This is a genomic window from Methylobacterium marchantiae, assembly GCF_042679825.1.
Classification (GTDB): Bacteria; Pseudomonadota; Alphaproteobacteria; order Rhizobiales; family Beijerinckiaceae; genus Methylobacterium; species Methylobacterium marchantiae.
The window spans coordinates 68,486-92,009 of record NZ_JBHTND010000009.1 but is presented as its reverse complement, the minus strand read 5'-3'; the positions used below and the strand labels follow the sequence as shown (position 1 = coordinate 92,009).

Genomic DNA, 23,524 nt, shown 5'->3' with positions numbered 1-23,524 from the left:
ATTTTCGCGCTGCTGGGGACCGTCAGCTCCAGGCGTGGAACGGCGGGTTGACCCCGTTCAGCGCATGGTTGCCGATGATCGCGTATTTCCAGCGCACCGGGTCGTGGAGCGTGTGGGTGCGGGCGTTGCGCCAGTGCCGGTCGAGATTGCTCTCGGCCAGGGTCGAGCGGGTGCCGGCGAGCTCGAACAGCTTGCTGCTCGCCAGCACCGCGATCTCGGTGGTGAGCACCTTCGATTCGGCGACGGCGAGCTGGGCGGCGGCGACCGTTTCCGCGCTCGGATTGGCCACCGCCTCGTCGAGGGCGAGGCCGGCCCGGTCGAGGATGGCTTCGGCGGCATGGAGGCGGATCGTCAATTCGCCGATCGCCTGGATCGTGTAGGGGTCGTCGGAGGCGCGGTCCTGGCCGCTATCGACCCAGGGGCGGGTCTTGGTGCGGACGAAGGCCACTGTGTCGTCGATGGCCTCCCTGGCGATGCCGGCATCCACCGCCGCCTGGATGATCTGGAAGACGGCGCCGTCCGAGCGCGGATGCTCGTAGCCCTTCCAGGCTGGGACCAGATGGGTCTTGGGCACCCGCACCTCGTCGATGATGACGGTGCCGCTCGCCGTGGTCCGCTGGCCGAAGGCCGACCAGTCGTCGATGACGATGAGCCCCGGGGCGCGCCGGTCGGCGATGGCGTACCAGGCGCGGCCCTCGCCATCGAGGGCCACGATGGGGACGAGATGGGCGAGGAGCGCGCCGGTGGAATAGAACTTCTTGCCGCGCACGATGACGTGGTCGCCGTCATCGACGAAATGGGTCTTGAAGTCGGTGGCGCGCGGCGTGCCGATCTCGGAGAAGGCGTTGCCGAAGCGGATGCCCTTCAGGACCTCGCCGAACAGCAGCGCCTGCTGCTCGGGGTCCGAGACCGTGCGGATCGCCGCGACGATGCCGAGATGGTTCTGCGAGATCTGCCCGATCGACGGATCGGCCGCCGAGACGATGGCGACCACCTGGGCCAGGGTTTTGTAGGAGACTTCCGGGCCGCCGAAGGCCTTCGGCACGTTGATCGACCACAATCCGCTCTGCGAGAACGCATCAAGCTCGGCATAGGGCCGCCGGTTGGTGGAATCGCGCTCGGACGCGCCCTCGCGAAACGTCTTGGCGAGGGCATGCGCGACCCGGATCGCCTCCTCGTCGTCGCGGATGACGTGGGCGGGCGAGGTCGGCCGGGGAACCGGCGGAGCGCCCCTGGCGGATTCGAGCGACTGGGCGCTGACGGCGATGTTCATGAGGGACTCTCCTATGGCTGGTTCTCGCCGACAGGCCGCTTCACATCGCGCGTCTCCGTCTTTCCGGGGCGCCACAGGCGAACCCGGAATCCAGAACCGCATCGGGTGAAGACTGGAGAACGACCTATGGGTCTGGATTCCGGGCTCCGCTTCGCGGCCCCGGAATGACGTGAATGCAACCGTGCGTGTCGGCGCCCGCAAGGCGCCTCATGCCGCCTCGGCCCGGCGCTCGCGCGCGGCCTCCAGAGCCCTCACCTTCGGGATGATGTGGGCGCCAAAATAGGCGACCTCCTCCTGGAAATGCAGGAAGGCGAGGAGCGCGAGATCGACACCGGCATCCTTCAGGGCGACGATGCGCTCGGCGATCTGGTCGGGCGTGCCGATGAGGTTGGTCTTGAAGCCGTCATTGTACTGGACGAGGTCCTCGAAGCTCGATTTCGCCCAGTTCCCCTCCCCTTCCGGTGAGGCCTTGCCGGCATTCTTCACCTCGTGGCCGAAGGCCTTCACCGCATCCGGATCGGCGTTGTCGATGATCTCCTGGAGGACGGCGCGCGCCTCCTCCTCGGTGTCGCGGGCGATGACGAAGGCGTTGACGCCGACCTTGACCGAATGCCCGTTGGCCGCGGCCTTGGCCTGGATGTCGTCCACCTGGGCCCGGATGCCCTCCGGGGTGTTGCCGTTGGTGAAGTACCAGTCGGACACACGCGCCGCCATGTCCCGCGCCGCGCGCGACGAGCCGCCCTGGAAGATCTCCGGCTGCGGGTCGGCCGGCTTCGGCTTCAGGGTGTAGTTGGTGTAGCGGTAAAAATCGCCGCGGAAGCTGAAATCGTCCTGGGTCCAGATCCCGCGAAGCGCACGGATGAACTCCTCCGAGCGGCGGTAGCGCTCGTCATGGTCGAGCCAGGGCTCGCCGATGGCGCGGAACTCGCCCGAGAACCAGCCCGACACGACGTTGATGGCGATGCGCCCGTTGGTGAGCTGGCTGATCGTGGCGATCTGCTTGGCGGCGATGGTCGGGTTCCACGGTCCGGGCAGGAGCGCGGCGATGACCTTGATCGTCGATGTGGCGGCCAGCAGCGCGTGGCTGAACGCCACCGATTCGTGCTGGTACTCGGCGCCGTAGCCGGCGGTGAAGCGGATCTGGGTCAGGGCGTAGTCGAACCCGGCCTCCTCCGCGATCTGGGCGAGCTTGCGGTTATAGTCGGCATCCCAGCTCGTGCGCTGCTCGATCTTGCTGATGACGAGGCCACCTGACACGTTCGGCACCCAATAGGCGAAACGGATCGGCTCAAGGCCGTTGTGGTTCGGGCGAGTCATGCATCCATCCGCGAATTCGAGAGATCATGCGGCCCGATCGATGTTGCGACCGCAAGTGTATACATTATGAACCCAAGCAGACCATGAAGACTTGCTTGCGTTGTGAACTTGGTGCGAAGAATGTCTTACGAAGACAGGCCATAGTCAAAGGAAGAGAAATACTTTTTCTTTGATCATGCCGGGACAATCTTCCGGCGAACGGGGCTCGGACGAGAAGATCGTGTTCCGACAGGACCGGCACCGGCGATAGCGGGGCATCTCGGGAGGGCCGGTCCGCGAGGTTTTCCAGGACGAGGGCGTTTCATGTTCGCCGGAGCCTCCCGCAGAGCGGCAGACGGCCCTAGCTATCGATGCGCGAGCGATGGTAATCCCCGCATTCAGTGGTGACTGACGGAGGGTCGCGCGGGCCCGGACGGGGCACGGCGCGGCGTTTCGGATGACAGGTGAGAACCAGGCGATGACCGGCTTCGACGCTTCGACCTCTCCGGCCGCCGGCCCTGCCCTGCCGAGGCCGTCGTCGCAGCTCGTCACCGTCTTCGGCGGCTCCGGCTTTCTCGGGCGTCACGTAGTGCGCGCGCTGGCCAAGCGCGGCTATCGCATCCGCGTCGCCGTCCGCCGCCCGGACCTCGCGCTCTTCCTGCAGCCGCTCGGCAAGGTCGGGCAGATCATCGCCGTCCAAGCGAACCTGCGCTATCCCGATTCCATCGCCCGGGCGGTGGAGGGCGCCGATGTGGTGGTGAACCTCGTCGGCATCCTGCAGGAGAGCGGCAAGCAGAGCTTCCTGCGCCTCCAGGCCGAGGGCGCGGGCGAGATCGCGCGGGCGGCCGCCAGCGTCGGCGCTCCGGTCGTCCATGTCTCTGCGATCGGGGCGGACGAGACTTCCGAATCTCAGTACGCCCGTTCGAAGGCGCTGGGCGAGGCGAACGTCCTCGCGGCCCAGCCTCGATCGGTGATCCTTCGCCCCTCCCTGGTCTTCGGCCCCGGCGACAGCTTCTTCAACCGCTTCGCGTCGCTCGCCCGCCTTCTGCCGGTCCTGCCGCTGGCCGGAGCCGGGACGCGCTTCCAGCCGGTCTTCGTCGGAGACGTGGCCGAGGCGGTCGCCCGTGCGGTGGACGGGCAGGCCGAGGCCGGTCGGGTCTACGAACTCGGCGGGCCCGAGGTCGAGACCCTCGACGCCCTCGTCCGCTACATGCTCAAGACCACCATGCGCCGGCGCCTCGTGGTCGACCTGCCGAAGCCCCTCGCCATGCTGCAGGCCCGCGTGATCGAGACGATCGACACGCTGAGCCTCGGCCTGCTGCCGGACAGCCTCAAGCTCACGCGCGACCAGGTGACCCTGCTCCAGACGGACAACGTGGTCTCGGAAGCCGCCAAGGCGGAAGGCCGCACGCTGGACGGCCTCGGCATCCTTCCGTCCGCCATGGCCGCCATCGTGCCGGGCTATCTCTGGACCTTCCGCAAGGCCGGCCAGTTCACCAAGGAAACGGTCCTCGAGGTCGAGCGGGAGACCGCCGCCACCCCACCTCCGGCCGCTCCGACCCGCAGCGGTCCTCCTGTCGGCCCCGATGCGGCGGCCCCGAGCCGGATGGGCGTGCGGTGGGGGACGCGCGGTTAGATCGAGTTTCGTATCCGCGATAACGTCTTGCATGCGTTGACGTTGAAATGCGTGCTCCGGAGATCAAACCTATGGGCTTTAATCTCTGATATGGATGAAAGCCGACCTGAAACATGCGAACCCAAGTGATGTCGCGACACTCGTAAGGAAGATTGTCGGCTCGTCACCATTCGCAAAGGCACTCAACGGAGTCGACGTCGAAGCCAGCAATTACGACGACGAAGGCGAATTTCTGAGAATTCTCATTCATTTTAAAAACTTGGACGAGCTCTCGGAAGATGATGTCGATACGATCACATCCTCCATCGAGGGAGAGATTTCCAAGAAGGATGACCGTTTTCCCAGCGTTCGTTTCTCCGAGCCTTGATGTCCAACTTTTCCGACGATCTGTTGCGGGCTGCCGCGCGGTTGCACGCACGGCGCACGGGTCAGAAAGGCCCACTCAAATCCGCCTGCGTACGCAGAAGTATTTCGACGTCCTATTATGCGATTTTCCATTTCAGTCTCGACGAAGCCGCCCTGAGACTGATCGGTACGAGCAACGAACTTCGTCAAAGACGGAGGCTGTTTGTTCGTACGCTCTCCCATACGGGATTGACCATCACTTACGGAAAGCTGAAGGGCGCAACTATTGAGAAATCCGTCGAAGATCTGTTTCGATTGCCGGCTACGGCTGCGGGTCCGATTTCCACACCAGCCTTCGTTCAACAGTTGGCGACCGCGTATCTCGATGCGAAAGCGAAACGGGAAGACGCTGACTATAATCTGAGCGAACCTCTGAGCGCGACGGATGCCCGACAGCTTCACCGCCGGGTACGGCGAGCCATACGGGACTGGAAAAGTGCCGCTTCCGCCGCCGATCGCGACACGAAGCACGCCGTGGCCCTGTTGCTTTCGCTGAAGGGGAAGTTGCGGGACCAGTGATCCCTTCCTCACCCCAACCGCTTGCGCACTTCCGCCCCCACCGGCACCAGCTTCCGGCTCAGCCCCTTGTGGACATGGACCATCAGGGCGATGCCGAAGAGCGGCGTCAGCAGGTTGAGGACGGGCACCACCATCAGGCCCGCCAGCATGGCGCCGGCCGTCATGGTGGTCAGGCTGAAATGCCGGCGCATGGCCCCGGCTTCCGGCATCGGCCGGAAGCGCCCGGCGGCGAGCTCGAAATATTCCCGCCCGAGCAGGTAGGTGTTGGCGAGGAAGAACGCCACGAGGTTCACGCCGGGCACGAAGAACAGGATCAGCGCGACGAGGTTGACCAGCAGGGCGAGGCCCGCGAAGCGCAGGGCGTAGAGCATCGCCGAGCCGATCGGCAGCGCGGTGCCCGGCGCATCGCCCGGAAAGTCGGTGCGCTCCACGATCGCGGCGGCATCGTCGAGGAAGTAGCCCGCCACCAGGATCGAGACCGCCGGCATGACGTAGGCGAGGCCGATGAACAGGCCCGCACCGGCGAAGAACACCGCCATCGTGTCGAGGAACGGGTAGCTCGCCGAGAGGTGGTGGTTCGCCAGGAACCAGTCGATCGCCTTGGTCAGGCCGGCCCAGATCAGGACGAGAAGCCCGAGGGTGAGGGCCAGGGACTTCCAGAGAATCGCCCGCAGCGGCGGCGAGAGCACCTGCCTGGCGGCAGCGTAGGCGGCCTGAATGAGCATGGCGCCAGGGTCCTTGTTCCGCGTTTGTAAGCGGGCGCCTGTGCGGGACCCGCCGTCAGCACCGGGTTCTGGTGTCGCGCGCGCCACGGCGCAACCCCGGCGGGCGGTTACGGCCCGAACCTTTTCGCCGCCGTCGCGCGTTTCCAGCCGGCACCCCTCCATGGGAACACCGGCGACATGAGCTTCCGACCATGAGATTCGGTCTCGCCATCGCAGTCGCCCTTGTCGTCGGCGGCGCCCATGCGCATGAGGTCGGCGGCTGGAGAGCGGGACGGCCGGCACCGGCCGAGCGCTCGGAGGTGGCCGTCGCCGCCATCGACGGTAGGGCCTACGTGATCGGCGATTTTGCCGGAGCCACCGAGCTTCTGATCTACGATCCCTCGCGCGAGACCTGGACCAAGGGAGCTCCGTTTCCTTATCCGGTCCATCACACCATGGCGGCCGGCTATGGGGGCAGGATCTACGTGTTCGGCGGTTACGTGAACGGCTGGGAGGCGAGCGGAAAGGTCTGGGTCTACGATCCCGGGGCCGATGCCTGGGAGCGTCGCCGCGACCTCCCTACGCCGCGCGCGGCCGGCGGGGCGACCGTCATCGGCACGGCGATCCATGTCGTCGGCGGAAGTGTCAGCGGGCGCGCGAATTCTCCGGCCCACGAGGTCTACGATCCGGCGACGGATTCCTGGACGAGCGCGGCGCCCCTGCCGACGCCGAGGGACCACCTGTCGGTCCAGGCCGTCGACGGCAAGCTGGTCGCCACGGGCGGACGCGTCGATGGCGAGCCGTCCCGCAACCTCGCGGTCAACGAGGTCTACGATGCCGCCGCCGACCGTTGGAACGCGGCAGCACCGCTTCCCACCCCCCGCAGCGGCGCGGCCTCGACGGTGCTCGGCCGCGAGGTGATCGTCATCGGCGGGGAATCCGCATCGAAGACCTTCGATGCGGTGGAGGCGTACGATCCGCGTGCGGATCTCTGGCGTGCGCTGGCGCGCCTGCGCCACCCCCGGCACGGCTTCGGCGCCGTGACCCATGAGGGGCGAATCCATTCCCTTCTCGGCAGCCCCCGGCCCGGGGGAGACCGGTCCTCTCTCGTGGAGGTGCTCGATCCGACGCCGTTGCCGTCACCATGACGGCGTGAGGTGAGCGGCCGACGGCGCCGGGCCGTGAGGTGCGCGCGCCGGTGGCGGCTGGTAGAGGATCGCGTCCCCGTCTCCCGGAAGCCCGCCCCGCATGATCCCGACACCCCGTCCTGCGCATGATCGTTTCCGGCCGAGCATCGCCCCCCGTCTCGCGCCGCTTCCCGCCCATGCCGACGTGATCGTGGTCGGTGCGGGAGCCGCCGGTATCGCGGCGGCGCGGACCCTCACGGAGCGGGGCGTCTCCGTCGCCGTGCTGGAGGCGCGCGACAGGATCGGCGGGCGGCTCGTCACCACGAATCTGCGCGGCCATCCGGTGGATCTCGGCGGGCACTGGCTCCATGCCGGACCGATCAACCCGCTGGTCCGACTGGGCGAGGCGCGCGGCGAGCCCCTGAGGGTGGCAGCGCAGGAAGGGCACCTGTTCGTGTCCGGCCGCAAGGGGCGCCCGGCGGAGGCCGCCGCCCATGCCCGTGCCTTCTCGGTGGCCGATCGCGCCCTGACCGTGCAGGCCGGCCTCGACGGTCCCGACCGCCCGGCATCGAGCGCATTGCCGCCGGGCCTCGGCCCCTGGGCCGAACGCATCTCCCTCGTCCACGGCCTCGTCTCCGGACGTCCGCTGACCGAGGTCTCGCTCCACGATTTTCCCAGCATGGAATACGGCGACAACCGTTTCATCGCCGGCGGCTATGGCGGATACCTGGCGCGCCTCGCGCAAGGATTGCCGATCGCGCTGAACACTCCCGTCGTGCGCATCGACTGGTCGGGCCCCGGTGTCGCCGTGGAAGTCGCGGACGGATCGGTGCGGCACGCCGAGGCGGTGATCGTCACGATCCCGATGATGGTGCTGCGCGCCTCACCCCTGTTCAACCCGGCGCTGCCGCCCGAGACGCGCGCGGCCATCGACGGGTTCTCGAGCGGGATATACGAGCATGCCGTGCTGCATTGGCCGTCCGCACCGTTCCAGGGACGGGACCGGCTCGCCGCCATGGTCGGCGGGCGCCACCGCCCACCCGGCCTGCTGACGCGCGTCGACGATACGCCGTTTCACTTCTTCGAACTCGATACGCACATGGCGCAGGCCCTCGATGCGCGGGGCCGCGACCCGGATGCCGCGCGCCGCCTAGTCCGCTCCGTCCTGGCGGACCATTTCGGCCACCGCGCCCTGCACGATCTTTCCATTCCTGCCATCAGCGAGTGGCGCCACGACCCCTGGTCTCTCGGCTCATGGGCCGTCGTACCGCCGGGGCACGCGCCGGCACGGCAGCGTCTTCAGACACCGATCGGCAACAAGATATGGTTTGCTGGTGAAGCGCTCTCACGTCTTCAGTGGGGCACCGCCGGCGGTGCTTATGAAGAAGGCACGATGGCTGCGGCGAACTGCTCATTACATATTGTTTAATTGCTATCTCTTCAAACATGCGGATTCGGAAAAACGTAGATTTGTCGATTCGCGGGCCTGGAACGTCGATCGACGGTCGAGTTAATAGTCTCTCCATGTTTTTCGCCGAGTATCACTTGCTAATGGACATGGAAGCTCGGACCGGCCCCGAATGTTCGATGGGACAGTATTCTTAATCACGGATCGGCCCGACAACAGCGATATACTGCGCAGAGAATTGAGTCTCGTCGCGGAGTGCAAGGTCTTCAGGTTCGATGCGACCTTCGAACTCGAGCAGCAGCCGATCGGTGTGGTTTCCGACGTGACCCTCGACCGGCGCGATGCTGCTTCGGCCATGCGTAGCGCCTTCGCGGAACTGAAATCCGCAGATATTCCCGTGATCTCCCTGCTGCGGAACATGAGCGAAACCAGCTTGCGCGACGCCAAGAACCTCGGCGCGACCTGCTGCCTCTCCGCGCTGACCCCTCCCGCCATGGTCGCACGCACGGTGATGTCGCAGGTGATCCAGGATCGCGCGGAACGGCCGAACCGCACCATCGAGCGTGGCGTCGCCCGTGCCACCGAGGTCCTGACGCGCCTGTTCGATAGCGCGCGGACGAACGATCACGTCTCCATGACCCATGTCGATGCCAGCCTCGACCCCATCATTTCGGCGGTGCGCGAGGGCGGGCTGACCCGCTGGCTCGACAGGGTGTGGACCCATGACGACGCCACCTATCAGCATTGCCTGCTGGTGGCCGGAGTGGCCGCGAAGTTCTCGCTCCATCTCGGCTTCGCGGAAGACGACCGCAGTCACTTCGTCCGCGCCGCATTGCTGCACGATCTGGGGAAGGCCAAGATTCCCCTCGCGATCCTCAACAAGCCGGGTCGGCTCGACGATGCGGAGACCGCGATCATGCGGACCCACCCGGTCATCGGCTACGAGAAGCTGAAGCCGAGCGGCTGCGACGCCGCCACCCTCGACGCCGTGCGGCATCATCACGAGATGCTCGACGGATCGGGCTATCCCGACGGTCTCAGCGGAAACGCCGTCAGCGATACCGTGAGGCTGTTGACGATCTGCGACATCTATTCGGCGCTCACCGAGAAACGTGTCTACAAGCCGGCGATGCCGACTGCCGTCGCCATGGCGATCCTCTCGGACATGACGGGGCGCCTCGAGGGCGGACTGGTCCAGTCCTTCGGGGAAGCCATGGCGCACAACGTCTGAGGATCCTCGGCCGCGGATCGCAGCCGTTCGGCTGCGGCGGGCCTCAGCCGAAACCGCCCCGCTTCAGGCGCATGACGGTCCGGTCGAGGGCACCGAGGAAGGCGGAGCGGTCCCTGGCCGAGAACGGGCGGGGGCCGCCCGTGACCGCGCCGGCCTCGCGCAGGTCCTGCATCAGGTTGCGGGTCGCCAGAGCGAGCCCGATCCCGCTCTCGCTGAAGGGTTTCCCGGTGGGTGCGAGGACCTCTGCCCCGGCCTTCACGCAGCGGCTCGCGAGGGGCACGTCGGAGGTGACGACCACGGCGCCGGGCCGGGCACGCTCCGCGATCCAGTCGTCGGCGGCATCGAAACGGTCGCTCACCACCACCCGCTCGATCCAGGGCTCGCGCGGCAGGGAGATGAAGCTGTTGGCCACGACGTAGACGTGCAGGCCGTATCGGCCGGCGACGCGATAGGTCTCGTCCTTCACCGGGCAGGCATCGGCATCGATATGGACGACGATCGAACGGTCGGAGCCCGGATCGCTCATAGCGATGCGGCCAGGCGCGGAGCGACCTCCCTCACCGGCTCCGAACCGGCGATCGCCAGGCTCGCGCGCTCGAGGGTCGAGACGGCGAGCGGCTGGCCACGGCCACGCAGGGCATGCGCGCCGAGCGAGCGGGCGCTGATCCCCTGGGGCAGATGCGGCAGGCGGGCGAGGAGATCGTCCGAGATCAGGAGCTCCGTCCCGAGGGGGCGGCACAGGGCCTCGATCCGCGAAGTCACGTTCACCGTGTCGCCGAAATAGGCGATCTTGTGCCGGTCGACCCCGACTTCCGCGGTGACGATCGAACCGCCATGCAAGGCCGCCCGCAGGCGCGGGACTACGCCGAAGCGCGACTGCCAGGCCGCCGCCTCGGCCTCGATCCGGTCGAGGACGTCGAAGACGCAGGCGACGCAGCGGGCGTCCTTGAGGCCCCGTGCCATCGGCCAGGTGATCATCGCCATGTCGCCGATGTAATCGTCGGTGGAGCCGTGGTTGCGGCGCACCGGCTCGGCCAGGGCGGCGAAGACGGCGCCGAGATAGGCCTGGGCCTTGAGGTCGCCGTGGGTCTCGGCGAAGGCGGTGGAACCGACCACGTCGAGGAAGAGGAAGATGCGCTCCTCGCGCACCGGCCGGTGATAACGGCCGACGAGGAAGTTCACGAACACCTCGCCGCCGATGAGGTCGCGCATGCGGATGACGAAGACGAGCATCGCGGAGACCGCCAGCGAATAGGCGAGAACCCGAGGCGTGATCTTGATGGCGTCCCTGAGCGCGTCGCCGGTGAGGCCCAGCGCCCAGACGATCAGCCCGCCGAGCGCGATCCCGCTGGCGATCATCAGGACATAGGCGAGCTCGGCGGTGACGACGTAGATCTTGGCCGGAAGCTGGCGCAGGCGCACCTGAAGTCCGCCGAGGATCAGGCCGCGATCGAAGGCGAGGGTCGTCGCTCCCACGGCGAGGCCGTAGATCAGCCCGGCCAGGGGGGCGGCCCCATTGGCGAACAGCAGGTCGTAGAGGAGTCCGGCGCCGCCACAGGCGACGAGGATGAGGATCCAGAACCAGCGGTGAGGCGGCAGCATCAGACGTCACCCCGGTCTGGCTCGTCACGGAGACGATGGCGTCGCGCGCTGAGGGGCAAGGTCTGGCATCCTTCGGAAGGCCGTCAAGTCGGGCGAGGGCGATGCACCGCGCCGACGACCGGCCTCCCCTGCACAGCGGTCCATGATGGCGCGATTAAGGCCATGGAGCGTTAAGGCTGCTTTCGAAAATTCGTCGCTGTCACGACGCGCGTGAGATCTCCGTAAGGCGGCACGACCTAATGTCCTCGCCAGATAGGCGACGCTTCTCCGCTGCCGTGCGGATCAGCGGCCTCAGAAGGCGAGCCTCGCGATGAACATGACGAGTCCGAACCGGAGCTTCCAACCGTCCGACGCCCTCGTCGCCCAGCGCGACATCGGGACGATCGCGCGCGACCTCGGCTATTCCCCGGACTGGAACTGGAGCTGGGACAACTACAAGAACATGATCGTCGCGCTCACCAACGAGTACGACCTCCGCGATCACCTCGAGATCGGCGGCGGTCGCGACCCGGTGTTCCAGCCGCCCGAACTGCTCCGGCACGGCATCGGGGTGACGATCAACGACATCTCGCAGAAGGAGCTCGATCTCGCGCCGCCCGAATTCTCCAAGCTCTGCTGCGACATCGCCTCGCAATCCACGCTCGACACGGTCGGCCGCGACCGGTTCGATTTCGCCTATTGCTCGATGGTGATGGAGCACGTTCCGGACGTGGCGCAGATGTGGCGCAACATCCACGGCCTGCTCTCTCCCGGTGGGGCCGCGCTGAGCTTCTTCCCGACCCTGTTCGCGCCCCCCTTCGTCGTCAATCAACTGATGCCCGAGGCGCTGTCGCGCGCCGTTCTCCACGCCGTCTTTCCGGACCGCAAGGACGACGGCGACAACCCGAAATTCCCGGCGCACTACAATTATTGTCGCGGCAGCGAAGCGGCGATCGTCCCGCTCCTGAAGGAGATCGGTTTCCGCGAGATCGTCGTGCTGCCGTTCTACGGCTACAGCTATTTCCACAAGCTGCCGGGTCTCCGCCAAATCGACGGCGCATTCACCCGGCTCGCCCGCGCCCGCGACTGGCGGACCTTCACGAGCTTCGCCTTCGTCATCGCTCGTAAATAGTTTCCGCGCACTCTCTGCCGGCCATGAACGTCATCATCGTCGCCGATCATTCCTTCATCAACGGCGGCCAGGCGAAGGTCGCCATCGAGAGCGCCCTCGGCCTCGCCGCGCGCGGCAACCGGATCGTGTTCTTCTCCGCCGTCGGCCCGGCGGATCCCCGGATGGAAGCGGCCGGGATCGAGGTGATCGTGCTCGGCCAGACGGACGTGGCGCTCACGACGTCGCTCGCCAGTTTCGGCGTGCAATGGCTCTGGAACCGTCCGGCGGCGATCCGCCTCGAAGCCCTGCTCGCCGGCTACGATCCGGGCGACAGCGTGGTCCATGTCCATGGCTGGGCCAAGGCGCTTTCGCCCTCGGTCGGGCCGGTGCTGAGGGCGACGAAGGTGCCGGTGGTGTTCACCATGCACGAATACTACCTCGCCTGCCCCAATGGCGGGTTCTACGATTATCCGGTCTCGGCCGCCTGCCACCGGACCCCGCTCTCGCCCGCCTGCATCGCCCATAATTGCGATTCGCGCAGCTACACCCGCAAGCTCATGCGGGTCGGTCGCCATGCCCTGATGCGATATACCGGCATGATCGGCAGCGTGGCCACCGTCATCACCATCAGCCGGCTGCAGAAGACCGTGATCGCGCCCTACCTGCCGAAGCGGACGCGCTATTACGAGGTCTCGAACCCTGTCGATGCCGAACCTCTGGGCCGCAAGACGGAGGGCCGGCTCGGCGACATCGTCTTCGTCGGTCGGATTTCGCCGGAAAAAGGCGCCAACGTCTTCGCCGAGGCCGCCCGCATCGCCGGCGCGAACGTCGTCTTCGTCGGTGACGGGCCGCAGCGGGCGCGGCTGGAGGCCGATTACCCGGAAGCCCGCTTCCTCGGCTGGAAGAACCCGGACGAGGTCAAGGCACTGATGCGCTCGGCCCGCGCCCTGGTGTTTCCCTCGGTCTGGTACGAGGGCCAGCCCCTCACGGTGCTCGAATCCCTGGCGGCGGGCACGCCCGTGATCGTCAGCGACATCTGCGCCGGGCGCGAGGCGGTGGAGGACGGCGTCAACGGGCTCTGGTTCGCCTCCGGCAAACCGGATTCCCTCGCCGCCGCCCTCACTCGGCTCGCCGATGACGGAGAAGCGCGCCGCATGTCGGATGCCGCCTACGACCTATTCTGGACCGACCCACTGACCCTCGACCGCCATCTCGACGGCATCGAGGACGTCTATCGCCGCAGCCTCGCCTACGCGCCCCGACCCGCGAGCGTCCGGGCCATCCACGCCTGAACCGCCGCGACGTCGGCCTGGCTCAATCCGTGCCCGGCCGGCAGGATGTCGTGGGCGACATCCGCCCCCGCCCGACCGAGGGTGGTCGCGAGGCGCGCGGCATTCTCCGCCGGCACGATCGGGTCGGCCACGCCCGACAGCATCAGGACGGGCGTCCCCGCGAGGTCCGCCACGGGAGGCTCGGCGAGGGGCATCATCGGCCGCAGCAGAGCCGCGCCGGCGAGCACGCCCGGATGGAGCAGGAGCAGCGCCGCGGCGATGTTGGCGCCGTTCGAGAAGCCGAGCGCGACCGGTGCGGCGATCCCATAGGTCTCGCGCGCCTCCGCGACGAAGGCGGCCAGATCCTGCGCCCGGCGCCGGAGATCGGCCTCGTCGAAGACGCCCTCGGCGAGGCGCCGGAAAAACCGCGGCATGCCGTTCTCGAGGACCGGCCCGCGCGGGGAGAGCAGCGCCGCTCCCGGCGCCACCGCCCTGCCCAGCGGCAGCAGGTCGTTCTCGTCGCCGCCGGTGCCGTGGAGCAGCAGGAGCGGACGGGAGCCTGGCACGGTCGCGGGCTCGAAACGGTGGGTGAAGGAGAGCTTGATCATGACGGCCTCGCGAGGATCGGGTGGGAGCCGCCTCTCCCTGGAGAGGGCAGCCCCCCGCAGGGATCGGGTGGGAACCGCCCCTCCCTGGAGAGGGCAGCCCCGCAGGGATCGGGTTGGGAACCGCCCCTCCTTGAGAAGGGGCGGCTTCGTCAGGTGATGGCGGGAAGGACCTCCTCGATCCGCGCACGATGCGGTTCGAGGAAGGCCGGCAGCTTGAGCGCCTCGCCCAGGGCATCGGCCGGCTCGTCGACGGCGAAGCCCGGGATGTCCGTGGCGATCTCGAACAGCACGCCGCCGGGCTCACGGAAGTAGACCGAGCGGAAATAGGCGCGGTCGCGCTGCTCGGTCACCTGGACCCCGTGGCTGCCGGTGAGCGCCGACACCATGGAGGCCTGCTCGGCATCGTCCTTCGCCCGGAAGGCGATGTGGTGGACCGAGCCGGCACCGGGCCGGCCGCGCAGGAACTCGCCCACCGCCCTGAGGGTGACGAACCCACCCAACTCACCTCCGTTGCCGTAGCGGATCATGGTCCCTTCGCGCCCGGCCTCGGAGAAGCCGAACACATCGGTGAGGATCCGCGCGGTCGGCTCCGCCTCGCCGAGGAGGAGAGTGACCCCGTGGAAACCGCGGATGGCGTACTCGGCCGGAACGTCGCCCCTGATCCAGCTCGCCGCCGCATCGGATGCGTCATCGATTCCGACGAGGGCGAGCGGCATCCCGTCGGGATCGCGCAGACGCAGGGTCGGCTCGCCGAAGACCTGGACCAGCGCATCGTGATCGACGCCCTTCTCGATCAACCGATGCGTCCACCATCCGATCGAGGCGCGGGGGACGCGGAACGCGGTCTCCTGGGTCTCGCCGATGCCGATCCGTCCCCGCGCCGCATGCGGGATGGGGAAGAAGGTCAGGATCGTGCCGGGGCGACCGGCCTCGTCGCCGTAATACAGGTGATGGGTGGAGGGATCGTCGAAATTGACGGTCTTCTTCACCAGGCGCAGGCCGAGGACGCGCCGGTAGAAATCGAGGTTGCGCTGGATGTCGCCGGCATAGGCGGTGACGTGGTGAAGGCCGTTGTCGGACATGATCCTGTCTCCCGGGCGCGCCCGCCGGTGGATGGTAGCGCGTCGCTTCGTGATGGAGACAATCTGGGGCTTGGCATGGCCCATGAAAACAGAAACGATGGAAACCTATCGTTTCTGGAAACACATCAATGAAACTGCCGGATTTCGAAGCCTGGGCGATCTTCGCCAAGGTCGCCGAGACGGGATCGTTCGGACGCACGGCGACCGAACTCGGCCTGTCGAAGGCCACGGTCTCGAAGGCGATCACCCGCCTCGAATCCCGCATCGGCGGACGCCTGTTCCATCGGACGTCGCGCAAGATCGCCCTGACGGAGATGGGCCATTCGGCGCGGGAGGGGGCCATGCGCATCCTCGCCGAGGGGGAAGCGGCGGAGGCGCTGGCCAAGGCCTCGTCATCGGTTCCGCGCGGCGTGGTGAGGCTGGCGGCGCCGATGTCCTTCGGCATCCTCCACGTCGCCCCGATCCTTCCGGACTTCCTCGGCCTCTATCCGGAGGTCTCGGTGGATCTTCACCTGAGTGACGCCCTGGTCGATCTCGTCGGAGGCGGCTTCGACATCGGCCTGCGCATCGCCGCGCTCGCGGATTCGTCGCTGCGGGCACGGCGCCTGTGCCTAGTGAACCGCGCCCTCGTCGCCTCGCCGGATTATCTCGACCGGCATGGCCGCCCGGACCATCCGCGCGACCTCGGCCATCATGCCTGTCTCGGCTACGCCTACCTGCCGAGCCCGGACCGCTGGACCTTCACCAGCCGCGACGGAGAAGAGGCCGTGGTCGTGCCGAAGGGGCCCCTGCGGGCCAACAATGCCGATGCCCTGGCGCCCTCCCTCCGCGCCGGGCTCGGCCTCGCCGTGCAACCGGATTTCGTGGTCTGGGAGGACCTTCGGGCCGGACGGCTCGAACGGGTGCTGCAGGACTGGGACCTGCCGCCAATCGCCCTGCATCTGGTCACGCCGCCCGGCGATCCCCGTCCCGCCCGCGTGCTGGCGCTCATCGCGTATCTGGCCAGCCGGTTCGCCGCGGCGCCGTGGTCGAACGGCGCATCGCCCGCGGCGTGAGGCCGGGACAGTCCGGCGAGGTCCCGGACGCCGTCAGAGGACGACGTCCGGACCGATCGCGTCGTGATGGAACGGCGCGAGGAAAGCGGCGCCGATCCCGTTGTCGAACCGGCGCGCGACCTTGGCCCTGGTCCGGCCGATGGTGATCAGCGTGCCGACGTCGAGCGGCTCCTCCATGGAGATCGCCGCACCGGAGGCCGAAATGTCGATGAGGCGCCCGGGCAGCATCGATCCGGCTTCGGTGGTCACCAGCACGTGCTGCTTGTCCGGCACGATCCGCCGATGGATGCGCGTCGCCATCGGCGGCGGATTCTGGGCCTTGGCGAGGCTGACGAGGCTCTGCACCACGAGGCCGAGGGGATGATCGGCCCTGAGAACGCGGACGGCGAAGGAATCGACCGCATTCCTCACGACGACGGCCTCCAGGGACCCGGCATGCCGGATGCTACAGGTGAGCGACTCGTCGACCGACGGGATCGTCGACGACTTGAAACGAATACCATCCGTGGAGAGGTCGTCGGTCACCGCGTAGAAATCAGGACGATGTCTGCTCCAGCACAGAGCCGGCAGGATGATCTTGTACCGTTCCGACCGCCTCTGATTCATCGCGTTCCTTCGCCTGTTGAGCATCCCTAGGACGGCGCTCCTTCAATTCGAGCTTTCATGATCGAGACAATTCGATTGAATATCTTCCTGCCATCTACCGAATGCACGGATGGAGGGGAGTCTTCCGGGGCCGGATCAGGCCTGTCCGCGCGCCCGTCCGGTGCCGCCCAGACCGTGCGCCTTGATGCGGGATGCGAGCGTCGTCGGCTTCACGCCGAGGAGTTCGGCGGCCCCCCCGGCTCCGAACACGCGACCGTTGCTGAGGGCGAGGGCGGCGGCGATATCGGCCCGATCGCGCGCCCTGCGTTCGGCCTCCGTCGCGGGCGCGGCCTCGGAGGACGGTGCGTTCTGGGCCCGGCGCGGATCGACGGGGCCGGTGCCCTCGGCCTCGGGCAGGTCGAACCGCATCCGCCCGCGCACGGCCAGGATGGCGGCTCGCTCGATGATGTTCTCGAGCTCGCGGACGTTGCCGGGCCAGTCGTAGCGTACGAGCCGGCGGACATCGCCCTCGGTGAGGCGCAGGTCCGGCACGTTGAGGCGCCGCGCGACATTGCGGACGAAATGCTGGGCGATGAGGGGGATGTCCTCAGGCCGCTCGCGCAGGGGCACGGCGGCGATGGGGAAGACGTTGAGGCGGAAGTAGAGGTCTTCGCGGAAGCGGCCGCGTTTCACCTCGGCCTTGAGGTCCCGGTTGGTGGCGGCGACGAGCCGGACGTCGACGATGCGGGTGCGCTCCTCGCCGATCCGCTCGAATTGCCGTTCCTGAAGGACGCGCAGGAGCTTGCCCTGCAGATCGAGGGGAATCTCGCCGACCTCGTCGAGGAACAGGGTGCCGCCATCGGCGAGCTCGAAACGCCCGACCCGGTCGCGAAGGGCGCCGGTGAAGGAGCCCCTCGCATGGCCGAAGAACTCGCTCTCGAACAATTCGCGCGGGATGGCCGCGCAGTTCACCCGGATCAGCGGCCGGTCGCGGCGGCGGCTGGCCTCGTGGATGGCGCGGGCGATCAATTCCTTGCCGGTCCCGGATTCTCCGGTGACCAGCACGGTGGCGTTGGTGCCGGCGACGAGGTCGACCTGCCGGAGGGTCGCCTCGATGGCCGGCGAGCGGCCGATGATGCCCTGGTGGTGGCCGCCCTCGCGGATTTCCTCGCGGAGATACGCGTTCTCGAGTTCCAGGCGCTCGCGCAGGGAATCGACCTCCGCGAGGGCTTGCCGCAGGCGCTCGTCGGCCTCCCGCCGCTGGCTGATGTCGCGGAACACGATTACCGCGCCGAGGAGACGGCCCCGGTCGCGGATCGGGGTCGAGGTGTATTCCACGAAGATCGGCGTGCCGTCCCGCCGCCAGAACACCTCGGTATCGACCTGATGCACCGCGCCGTCGCGGAAGGCGGCGTAGATCGGGCAATCCTGATGCGGGTAATGGCATCCGTCCGGATGGCTGTGATGGACGGTGGAATGCATGTCCCGCCCGACGAGATCGGACGCCTGCCAGCCCAGCATGCGCTCCGCCGCCGGGTTGATGAAGGTGGTGATACCGTCGGCATTGACGCCGTAGATCCCCTCCCCGGCCGCGCGCAGGATGAGCTGGTTCTCGCGCTCGATATCGCGAAAGATCCGCTCCATCCGCTGCCACTCGCTCAACCCGGCGCGCATATGCGCATCGGCCTCTGTGTCCACGAGGCGGCGGCGGCGCTCGTCGAGATCGAACAGGCTGACGAGGAGGAGCGGCGGCTCGCCCGAAAGCAGGGTGCCGCTGCACTCCACGTCGAGGCCGTGCCCCTCCGCATGCCGTGGCGACAGAGCATGCGTCCAGTCCCGGCCGCGTGCCTGCACGGCCTGGGTGAACACGATCAGGGTCGGGAGCTGGTCGGGATGCAGGGCGCTCGCCCGCATGCTCCGCAGCGCGTCGAGATCGTAACCGAGAAGCCGCGCCGCCGCCGGGTTGGCATCGCGGATCGCATCGGCCACCGGATCGAGCACCAGCATCGCCTCCGCCGCACGGTCGAAGGCGGGGCCGTAGGGTGAGCCCAGGGCAGCGGGCGAAGCAGGCTCGGTCATGTCACGACATCTCGTAGCATGAATGACGATATTCCGTGATCTACGAAATGTCGTAATTAGCCATATCTCGCCAAGCCATTGAATCATCGAGATGATTGCGGATTTCTACGGCTGGCATGCCGCTTGCCAATCAGGAAGCATCTCAGAATCAGGGGCTCGCGACATGGCGCTCTTCGACGATCCGTTCAATGCCAGGCTGACATTGAAGCGCGGCGGCTGCTCATGCGGCGCCCATCACAGCCAGGCCGAGCACGATGCGGCCGCACCGACGGGAGACGCCCGGATCGCGCGTGCCGTCGAGAGCGCGGTCATGCGGGCCCTGTTCCCGGAAGATGCGCAGCGCCGCGCCTTCCTGAAGAGCGTCGGCGCCGCCACGGCGCTCGCCGCCGTGAGCCAGTTCTTCCCGACGAAATTCGCGGCCGAGGCCTTCGCGCAGGGCGCCAAGCCCGAGAAGACCGACCTGAAGGTCGGCTTCATCCCGATCACCTGCGCCACGCCGATCATCATGGCCAAGCCCATGGGCTTCTACGAGAAGCAGGGCCTCAACGTGGAGGTGGTGAAGACCGCGGGCTGGGCGGTGATCCGCGACAAGACCCTGAACAAGGAATACGACGCCGCCCACATGCTGGCGCCGATGCCCATCGCGATCTCGCTCGGCGTCGGATCAAACCCCGTCCCCTACACGATGCCGGCGGTGGAGAACGTCAACGGCCAGGCGATCACCCTGGCGATGAAGCACAAGGACCGGCGCGACCCGAAGGACTGGAAGGGCTTCAAGCTCGCGGTCCCGTTCGACTATTCGATGCACAATTACCTGCTGCGCTACTACCTCGCCGAGGCCGGGATCGATCCCGATACCGACGTGCAGATCCGCGCCGTGCCGCCGCCCGAGATGGTCGCCAACCTGCGGGCCGACAATATCGACGGCTTCCTGGCGCCCGATCCGGTGAACCAGCGCGCGGTCTATGACGGCGTCGGCTTCATCCACATCCTGTCGAAGGAGATCTGGGACCGGCATCCGTGCTGCGCCTTCGCGGCCTCGCAGGATTTCGTCACCCAGACGCCGAACACCTACGCCGCCCTGCTGCGCGCCGTGATCGAGGCGACGGCCTATGCCTCGAAGATCGAGAACCGCAAGGAGATCGCCGCGCAGATCGCTCCGGCGAACTATCTCAACCAGCCGGTCACGGTGGTGGAGCAGGTCCTCACCGGGACCTTCGCCGACGGCCTCGGCAACGTCCGCAAGGTGCCCGACCGCGTCGATTTCGACGCCTTCCCGTGGTCGTCCTTCGCGGTCTGGATCATGACGCAGATGAAGCGCTGGGGTCAGATCAAGGGCGATGTCGACTACAAGACGGTGGCCGAGAAGGTCTATCTCGCCACCGACGCCGCGCGGCTGATGAAGGAGGCCGGCCTCACCCCGCCGACCGCGACCTCGAAGTCCTTCTCGGTGATGGGCAAGGTCTTCGATCCGACGAAACCCGAGGAATACCTGAACTCCTTCGCCATCAAGCGGGCGGGCTGAGCCATGCGCGCCTCGCTCTCGCTCAGGGCCGGTATCGTCTCCCTCGCCCTCCTCGCCGCCCTCCTGCTCACCTGGCAGATCGCGGTGAGCGGGATCGCCAAGACCGAGGCGATGGACCCCGAATACGCCGCCCTGATGGGCGCCAGCGCCACCACCGGCAAGTCGGCGATGCCCGGCCCCCTCGACGTCGCCGCCACCGCCTGGAAGCACCTGAAGGACCCGTTCTACGATCGCGGCTCCAACGACAAGGGCCTCGGCATCCAGCTCGCCTATTCCATCGGCCGCGTGGCGCTCGGCTACGGACTGGCGGTCCTGGTGGCCATCCCGATCGGCTTCCTCATCGGCATGTCGCCCCTGATGAGCAGGGCGCTCGATCCGTTCATCCAGCTCCTGAAGCCGGTCTCGCCCTTGGCCTGGATGCCGCTCGCCCTCTACACGATCAAGGATTCGAGCCTGTCGGCGATCTTCGTGATCTTCATCTGCTCGCTCTGGCCGATGCTGATCAACACCGCCTTCGGCGTCGCCGGCACCCGGAAGGAATGGCTCAACGTCGCCCGGACCCTGGAGGTCGGCCCGATCCGCCGCGCCTTCACGGTGATCCTGCCGGCCGCCGCCCCGACGATCCTCACGGGAATGCGCATCTCCGTCGGCATCGCCTGGCTCGTCATCGTGGCGGCCGAGATGCTCGTGGGGGGTACCGGCATCGGCTACTTCGTCTGGAACGAGTGGAACAACCTCTCGATCACCAACGTGATCGTCTCGATCCTGGTGATCGGCCTCGTCGGCATGATCCTCGACCAGCTGCTCGCCCGGGCGCAGCGCCTCGTCACCTTCCCCGAGTGAGGCGCCGGCCGATGAGCAAGCTCCTCCCCTTCGTGCGGCGCTCCGCCAGTGCCGCTCCCGACCCCGCCGCCGGGACAAGCCGTATGTCGTCCTCCGAAAAGTTCATCTCCATCGAGGGGATCGCCCGGCGCTATCCGGCGCCCGGCGGCAAGCAGGCCACCGTGTTCGAGAATCTGTGGCTGCCGATGCGCCGCGGCGAATTCGTCTGCATGATCGGCCATTCCGGTTGCGGCAAGACCACCGTCCTCAACATCCTGGCCGGCCTCGAGGCGCCGAGCGAGGGCGTCGTCATCGTCGACGGGCAGGCGATCGAGGGCACCAGCCTCGACCGGGCGGTGATCTTCCAGGGCCATGCCCTGCTGCCGTGGCGGACCGTGCTCGGCAACGTCGCCTACGCGGTCTCCTCGCGCTGGCGCAAGGCGTCCCGCGCCGAGGTGGAGGAGCGTGCCCGCAAGGCCATCGCCACGGTGGGGCTCGCCGGATCGGAGCACAAGCGGCCGTCCGAACTCTCGGGCGGCATGAAGCAGCGCGTCGGCATCGCGCGGGCGCTGGCCATCGAGCCGAAGATCCTGCTCATGGACGAGCCGTTCTCGGCCCTCGACGCGCTGACCCGCGGCACCCTGCAGGACGAGGTCCGCCGCATCTGCATCGAGACCGGCCAGACCGTCTTCATGATCACCCACGACGTGGACGAGTCGATCTACCTCGCCGACCGCATCGTGCTGATGACGAACGGGCCCCAGGCCAAGGTCGCCGAGATCGTCGAGAACCCGCTGCCGAAGGCCCGCGACCGGGCACAGCTCCACCACGCGCCGGGCTATTACGCCCTGCGCAACCACCTCATGGACTTCCTCGTCACCCGCTCGAAGACCCTGCGGGACGCCATGCCCGCCGGCTACGACCAGCGCCACCCGCCCGTGGTGCGGCCGGCCCCGAACGAGCCGGATGCGGCGGCCATCGCCTGACCGCCCGGCCAAACTCCTCCCGGCACGGCGACGCGGAGCGCCGCAGCCCATTCCCACCCTCGACAGGAGACCGATCCATGAAGCGCGAAGACCTCACCGAGAAGCTCCTCGACATCAAGCGCGAGAAGGGCTGGACCTGGAAGCACATCCAGGACGAGATCGGCGGCATCTCGCCGATCCTCATCACCGCCGCCTGCATGGGCCAGATGAAGCTGCCGAAGGCCCAGGCGAAGAAGGCCGCGGACCTGTTCGGCCTGACCGAGGCCGAGGAGCGGATGCTCAACGAGGCGCCCTATCGCGGCTCGATCGCGCAGATGCCGCCCACCGACCCGCTGATCTACCGCTTCTACGAGCTGGTGATGGTCTACGGAACGACTTGGAAAGAGCTGATCCAGGAGGAATTCGGCGACGGTATCATGTCGGCTATCGACTTCAACATGACCATGGAGCGCGAGCCCAACAACAAGGGCGACCGGGTGAAGATGAACCTCTCCGGCAAGTTTTTGCCGTATAAGTATTACGGCAACGAGGATGGCGTTCCCGAGTATGGCTTCAAGGAACCGTAGATCTAAAGCGTTCTAGACTGCAGCGACACCGCGGCCGAAACGATGCCGCGGTGACTTTTCTCACGCGCGGCGAGTCGACGGCGGACGGGGTTTCGTGCTGATTGCGGAGGCTTGGCCGCACGCACGGCCCTCCCCTCGGAGTCTGTCACCGCATGAACCTCAACGCGATCTCGTCCAGCTGGGCCCCCCGCCTCCTCAGCGTCCTGCGCATCGTCGCGGGCGTGCTGTTCCTCGAACACGGCACGCAGAAGCTGTTCGGCTTCCCCGTCCGCATGGGCGGCGGCGGAGCCCCGGCCCTGTTCACCCTGATCTGGTTCGCCGCGATCCTCGAATTCGTCGGCGGCATCCTGATCATCCTCGGCCTGTTCACGAGGCCGGTGGCGTTCATCCTCTCCGGCCAGATGGCCTTCGCCTATTTCATCGCCCATGCGCCGAAGAGCCCGTTCCCGGCCCTCAACGGCGGCGACGCGGCCATCCTGTTCTGCTTCGTCTTCCTCTACCTCGCCGCTGCGGGCGCAGGCCCGTGGAGCCTCGACACGCAGCGCCGCGGACGGTTCTGAGGCCCGGCGCGCCGACATCGGGCCGCGATCCTCCGCCGGACATGGCGGAGGATCGCGGCCCGTGAGAGCGATGGAGACGCCCCGCATGAAGCCT

The 23,524-nt window shown here is 67.4% G+C and carries 23 protein-coding genes; 14 read left to right on the top strand and 9 right to left on the bottom strand.

The window, feature by feature from the left end:
- Positions 1-22: 22 nt before the first annotated feature.
- A complete protein-coding gene (locus ACFQ4G_RS08760) occupies positions 23-1,273 on the bottom strand; it encodes an SfnB family sulfur acquisition oxidoreductase (RefSeq protein WP_238207550.1) in 1,251 nt (416 codons plus the stop codon).
- Between the two features lie 207 nt (positions 1,274-1,480).
- Positions 1,481-2,590, bottom strand: a complete 1,110-nt coding sequence (gene sfnG, locus ACFQ4G_RS08755; protein ID WP_238207548.1) for a dimethylsulfone monooxygenase SfnG — start codon at positions 2,588-2,590, stop codon at positions 1,481-1,483.
- Between the two features lie 457 nt (positions 2,591-3,047).
- On the opposite strand from sfnG, the gene ACFQ4G_RS08750 reads away from it, so the two are divergent.
- From ACFQ4G_RS08750 to ACFQ4G_RS08740, 3 genes are all read left to right on the top strand, one after another.
- A complete protein-coding gene (locus tag ACFQ4G_RS08750; RefSeq protein WP_238207623.1) occupies positions 3,048-4,205 on the top strand; it encodes a complex I NDUFA9 subunit family protein in 1,158 nt (385 codons plus the stop codon).
- Between the two features lie 94 nt (positions 4,206-4,299).
- On the top strand, positions 4,300-4,572 hold the full coding sequence (locus ACFQ4G_RS08745; RefSeq protein ID WP_238207546.1) for a hypothetical protein: 273 nt from the start codon (positions 4,300-4,302) through the stop codon (positions 4,570-4,572).
- A complete protein-coding gene (locus ACFQ4G_RS08740; protein WP_238207545.1) occupies positions 4,572-5,129 on the top strand; it encodes a hypothetical protein in 558 nt (185 codons plus the stop codon). Before ACFQ4G_RS08745 ends, ACFQ4G_RS08740 begins: the two co-directional genes overlap by 1 nt.
- Before the next feature lie 8 nt (positions 5,130-5,137).
- On the opposite strand, the gene ACFQ4G_RS08735 is transcribed toward ACFQ4G_RS08740, so the two are convergent.
- On the bottom strand, positions 5,138-5,854 hold the full coding sequence (locus ACFQ4G_RS08735; RefSeq protein WP_238207544.1) for a sulfate transporter family protein: 717 nt from the start codon (positions 5,852-5,854) through the stop codon (positions 5,138-5,140).
- A gap of 191 nt (positions 5,855-6,045) precedes the next feature.
- On the opposite strand from ACFQ4G_RS08735, the gene ACFQ4G_RS08730 reads away from it, so the two are divergent.
- The 3 genes from ACFQ4G_RS08730 to ACFQ4G_RS08720 all read left to right on the top strand — a co-directional run bounded on the left by ACFQ4G_RS08730 (position 6,046) and on the right by ACFQ4G_RS08720 (position 9,599).
- Complete coding sequence (locus ACFQ4G_RS08730; RefSeq protein ID WP_238207543.1) at positions 6,046-6,981, top strand: Kelch repeat-containing protein; 936 nt, start codon at positions 6,046-6,048, stop codon at positions 6,979-6,981.
- A gap of 100 nt (positions 6,982-7,081) precedes the next feature.
- On the top strand, positions 7,082-8,389 hold the full coding sequence (locus ACFQ4G_RS08725; protein WP_238207542.1) for a flavin monoamine oxidase family protein: 1,308 nt from the start codon (positions 7,082-7,084) through the stop codon (positions 8,387-8,389).
- A gap of 217 nt (positions 8,390-8,606) precedes the next feature.
- On the top strand, positions 8,607-9,599 hold the full coding sequence (locus ACFQ4G_RS08720) for an HD-GYP domain-containing protein (protein WP_238207541.1): 993 nt from the start codon (positions 8,607-8,609) through the stop codon (positions 9,597-9,599).
- 43 nt (positions 9,600-9,642) lie between these two features.
- Here ACFQ4G_RS08720 and ACFQ4G_RS08715 read toward each other — a convergent pair whose 3' ends face one another.
- A complete protein-coding gene (locus ACFQ4G_RS08715; protein ID WP_238207540.1) occupies positions 9,643-10,125 on the bottom strand; it encodes a YaiI/YqxD family protein in 483 nt (160 codons plus the stop codon).
- Positions 10,122-11,201, bottom strand: a complete 1,080-nt coding sequence (locus tag ACFQ4G_RS08710; protein ID WP_238207538.1) for an adenylate/guanylate cyclase domain-containing protein — start codon at positions 11,199-11,201, stop codon at positions 10,122-10,124. The genes ACFQ4G_RS08715 and ACFQ4G_RS08710 overlap by 4 nt, the downstream gene beginning before the upstream one ends.
- 310 nt (positions 11,202-11,511) lie before the next feature.
- Here ACFQ4G_RS08710 and ACFQ4G_RS08705 point away from each other — a divergent pair, with 310 nt between their 5' ends.
- Positions 11,512-12,312 (top strand): class I SAM-dependent methyltransferase, encoded by an 801-nt coding sequence (locus ACFQ4G_RS08705; RefSeq protein WP_238207536.1) that lies wholly within the window; start codon positions 11,512-11,514, stop codon positions 12,310-12,312.
- Between the two features lie 23 nt (positions 12,313-12,335).
- Positions 12,336-13,583: a glycosyltransferase family 4 protein gene (locus tag ACFQ4G_RS08700; RefSeq protein ID WP_238207534.1), complete on the top strand. Its 1,248-nt coding sequence runs from the start codon at positions 12,336-12,338 to the stop codon at positions 13,581-13,583.
- Here the strand turns inward: ACFQ4G_RS08700 and ACFQ4G_RS08695 are convergent.
- Together ACFQ4G_RS08695 and ACFQ4G_RS08690 are read right to left on the bottom strand one after the other, a co-directional pair.
- A complete protein-coding gene (locus tag ACFQ4G_RS08695; RefSeq protein WP_238207532.1) occupies positions 13,541-14,170 on the bottom strand; it encodes an alpha/beta hydrolase in 630 nt (209 codons plus the stop codon). The genes ACFQ4G_RS08700 and ACFQ4G_RS08695 overlap by 43 nt on opposite strands.
- A 149-nt stretch (positions 14,171-14,319) precedes the next feature.
- Entirely contained in the window at positions 14,320-15,252 is a 933-nt protein-coding gene (locus ACFQ4G_RS08690; RefSeq protein ID WP_238207530.1) for a ring-cleaving dioxygenase, read from the bottom strand.
- A gap of 128 nt (positions 15,253-15,380) precedes the next feature.
- On the opposite strand from ACFQ4G_RS08690, the gene ACFQ4G_RS08685 reads away from it, so the two are divergent.
- A complete protein-coding gene (locus ACFQ4G_RS08685; RefSeq protein ID WP_238207527.1) occupies positions 15,381-16,307 on the top strand; it encodes a LysR family transcriptional regulator in 927 nt (308 codons plus the stop codon).
- Between the two features lie 33 nt (positions 16,308-16,340).
- Here ACFQ4G_RS08685 and ACFQ4G_RS08680 read toward each other — a convergent pair whose 3' ends face one another.
- Entirely contained in the window at positions 16,341-16,913 is a 573-nt protein-coding gene (locus ACFQ4G_RS08680) for a PilZ domain-containing protein (protein WP_238207525.1), read from the bottom strand.
- Between the two features lie 135 nt (positions 16,914-17,048).
- Positions 17,049-18,971: a sigma 54-interacting transcriptional regulator gene (locus ACFQ4G_RS08675; RefSeq protein WP_238207523.1), complete on the bottom strand. Its 1,923-nt coding sequence runs from the start codon at positions 18,969-18,971 to the stop codon at positions 17,049-17,051.
- Between the two features lie 163 nt (positions 18,972-19,134).
- On the opposite strand from ACFQ4G_RS08675, the gene ACFQ4G_RS08670 reads away from it, so the two are divergent.
- The 5 genes from ACFQ4G_RS08670 (at position 19,135) to ACFQ4G_RS08650 (ending at position 23,430) form a co-directional block, all read left to right on the top strand.
- Positions 19,135-20,496 carry a CmpA/NrtA family ABC transporter substrate-binding protein gene (locus tag ACFQ4G_RS08670; protein ID WP_238207521.1) on the top strand — a complete coding sequence of 454 codons (1,362 nt, stop codon included), beginning with the start codon at positions 19,135-19,137 and terminating at the stop codon, positions 20,494-20,496.
- Between the two features lie 3 nt (positions 20,497-20,499).
- Positions 20,500-21,339: a nitrate ABC transporter permease gene (gene ntrB / locus ACFQ4G_RS08665; protein WP_238207518.1), complete on the top strand. Its 840-nt coding sequence runs from the start codon at positions 20,500-20,502 to the stop codon at positions 21,337-21,339.
- 11 nt (positions 21,340-21,350) lie between these two features.
- Entirely contained in the window at positions 21,351-22,304 is a 954-nt protein-coding gene (locus ACFQ4G_RS08660; protein WP_238207516.1) for an ABC transporter ATP-binding protein, read from the top strand.
- 77 nt (positions 22,305-22,381) lie between these two features.
- Complete coding sequence (gene cynS / locus ACFQ4G_RS08655; protein ID WP_238207514.1) at positions 22,382-22,870, top strand: cyanase; 489 nt, start codon at positions 22,382-22,384, stop codon at positions 22,868-22,870.
- 152 nt (positions 22,871-23,022) lie between these two features.
- Positions 23,023-23,430 carry a DoxX family protein gene (locus tag ACFQ4G_RS08650; protein WP_379040093.1) on the top strand — a complete coding sequence of 136 codons (408 nt, stop codon included), beginning with the start codon at positions 23,023-23,025 and terminating at the stop codon, positions 23,428-23,430.
- Positions 23,431-23,524 lie beyond the last annotated feature (94 nt).

What these genes read in the sequence shown, in the direction of transcription:
- ACFQ4G_RS08715 (WP_238207540.1), bottom strand. Translation starts at nt 10,125, where the DNA reads ATGAGCGATCCGGGCTCCGACCGTTCGATCGTCGTCCATATCGATGCC.
- ACFQ4G_RS08735 (WP_238207544.1), bottom strand. Translation starts at nt 5,854, where the DNA reads ATGCTCATTCAGGCCGCCTACGCTGCCGCCAGGCAGGTGCTCTCGCCG.
- ACFQ4G_RS08700 (WP_238207534.1), top strand. Translation starts at nt 12,336, where the DNA reads ATGAACGTCATCATCGTCGCCGATCATTCCTTCATCAACGGCGGCCAG.
- ACFQ4G_RS08710 (WP_238207538.1), bottom strand. Translation starts at nt 11,201, where the DNA reads ATGCTGCCGCCTCACCGCTGGTTCTGGATCCTCATCCTCGTCGCCTGT.
- ACFQ4G_RS08730 (WP_238207543.1), top strand. Translation starts at nt 6,046, where the DNA reads ATGAGATTCGGTCTCGCCATCGCAGTCGCCCTTGTCGTCGGCGGCGCC.
- ACFQ4G_RS08760 (WP_238207550.1), bottom strand. Translation starts at nt 1,273, where the DNA reads ATGAACATCGCCGTCAGCGCCCAGTCGCTCGAATCCGCCAGGGGCGCT.
- ACFQ4G_RS08695 (WP_238207532.1), bottom strand. Translation starts at nt 14,170, where the DNA reads ATGATCAAGCTCTCCTTCACCCACCGTTTCGAGCCCGCGACCGTGCCA.
- ACFQ4G_RS08725 (WP_238207542.1), top strand. Translation starts at nt 7,082, where the DNA reads ATGATCCCGACACCCCGTCCTGCGCATGATCGTTTCCGGCCGAGCATC.
- ACFQ4G_RS08740 (WP_238207545.1), top strand. Translation starts at nt 4,572, where the DNA reads ATGTCCAACTTTTCCGACGATCTGTTGCGGGCTGCCGCGCGGTTGCAC.
- ACFQ4G_RS08745 (WP_238207546.1), top strand. Translation starts at nt 4,300, where the DNA reads ATGAAAGCCGACCTGAAACATGCGAACCCAAGTGATGTCGCGACACTC.
- ACFQ4G_RS08750 (WP_238207623.1), top strand. Translation starts at nt 3,048, where the DNA reads ATGACCGGCTTCGACGCTTCGACCTCTCCGGCCGCCGGCCCTGCCCTG.
- ntrB (WP_238207518.1), top strand. Translation starts at nt 20,500, where the DNA reads ATGCGCGCCTCGCTCTCGCTCAGGGCCGGTATCGTCTCCCTCGCCCTC.
- ACFQ4G_RS08660 (WP_238207516.1), top strand. Translation starts at nt 21,351, where the DNA reads ATGAGCAAGCTCCTCCCCTTCGTGCGGCGCTCCGCCAGTGCCGCTCCC.
- cynS (WP_238207514.1), top strand. Translation starts at nt 22,382, where the DNA reads ATGAAGCGCGAAGACCTCACCGAGAAGCTCCTCGACATCAAGCGCGAG.
- ACFQ4G_RS08650 (WP_379040093.1), top strand. Translation starts at nt 23,023, where the DNA reads ATGAACCTCAACGCGATCTCGTCCAGCTGGGCCCCCCGCCTCCTCAGC.
- ACFQ4G_RS08705 (WP_238207536.1), top strand. Translation starts at nt 11,512, where the DNA reads ATGAACATGACGAGTCCGAACCGGAGCTTCCAACCGTCCGACGCCCTC.
- ACFQ4G_RS08680 (WP_238207525.1), bottom strand. Translation starts at nt 16,913, where the DNA reads ATGAATCAGAGGCGGTCGGAACGGTACAAGATCATCCTGCCGGCTCTG.
- sfnG (WP_238207548.1), bottom strand. Translation starts at nt 2,590, where the DNA reads ATGACTCGCCCGAACCACAACGGCCTTGAGCCGATCCGTTTCGCCTAT.
- ACFQ4G_RS08690 (WP_238207530.1), bottom strand. Translation starts at nt 15,252, where the DNA reads ATGTCCGACAACGGCCTTCACCACGTCACCGCCTATGCCGGCGACATC.
- ACFQ4G_RS08670 (WP_238207521.1), top strand. Translation starts at nt 19,135, where the DNA reads ATGGCGCTCTTCGACGATCCGTTCAATGCCAGGCTGACATTGAAGCGC.
- ACFQ4G_RS08675 (WP_238207523.1), bottom strand. Translation starts at nt 18,971, where the DNA reads ATGACCGAGCCTGCTTCGCCCGCTGCCCTGGGCTCACCCTACGGCCCC.
- ACFQ4G_RS08685 (WP_238207527.1), top strand. Translation starts at nt 15,381, where the DNA reads ATGAAACTGCCGGATTTCGAAGCCTGGGCGATCTTCGCCAAGGTCGCC.